Annotated in this window: 2 pseudogenes; both read left to right on the top strand. The window is 48.5% G+C overall.

The window, feature by feature from the left end:
• A pseudogene (locus tag PGY05_RS16410) lies at positions 1 to 591 on the top strand (YtxH domain-containing protein); the annotation flags it as partial.
• A pseudogene (locus PGY05_RS16405) lies at positions 588 to 724 on the top strand (peptidase P60); the annotation flags it as partial. The pseudogenes PGY05_RS16410 and PGY05_RS16405, both read left to right, overlap by 4 nt.

The following is a 724-nucleotide window of genomic DNA, read 5'->3' as shown; positions in this document are numbered from 1 at the left end:
GATATGCCGACACAGACCGCTTATGCGGTGTATTCCGCAAAGGAAAAGGCAAAGTCCAGCGTGTCCGACTTCAAGCGTGGCATGGTGCAGGAACAGCAGTCCAGACAGACGGGACGCTTGGAAAAGCAGGAACAGCGTAAGAAAAATATCGCTGACAAACGTATGGAGCTTCAAAAGGCACAAGAAGCAAGGCAGGTACAGCGAAAGGCTGACGGATCAGCGACAACGGGAGCTACCCGTCCCCATGAGCGACCAGTCACAGCTTCAACCATTCCAAAGCCGAGTGTTGAAAAAATGCAGGAAGTCAAACGCCCAGCCACAGCTCCAACTCCGAAAGCAAGTGAGCCAGTCAAGACAAATGTTATCAAAGAGCGTCCGTTATCTTCTGGTGCTTCTGATAAGAAAGCACCCCAGCCTACACAGACAGTACATAGGCAGAATGTAGAAAAAGTGGTATCGCAGGAAACACGCCAGAATGACACCAAAGACCGCAGGATAAAGGTTCAGCAGACCCAGAGCGTCCAGAAGAACCAGCAGACCATAGAGAAAACCCGTAACCTTGTAACGAAGAAAGGACAGAAGAAAAAATGAAACTGAAACATATCGCTATCATTGGCAGTCTGTTTCCTATCCTCTTTTCTCTGGTGCTTTTCTTTGGTGTGTTGATTAGTGCGGACAGCGACGACGAGAACAGCAATTTTTCTTCTGGCATTACGGGTATGAA

The sequence above is a fragment of the Coprococcus sp. AF51-11b1 genome, assembly GCF_027682785.1.
In the GTDB taxonomy this organism is placed as follows: domain Bacteria; phylum Bacillota; class Clostridia; order Lachnospirales; family Lachnospiraceae; genus Allocoprococcus; species Allocoprococcus comes.
The sequence above is the reverse complement of the archived record's forward strand: the minus strand, read 5'-3'. Positions and strand labels throughout refer to the sequence as shown.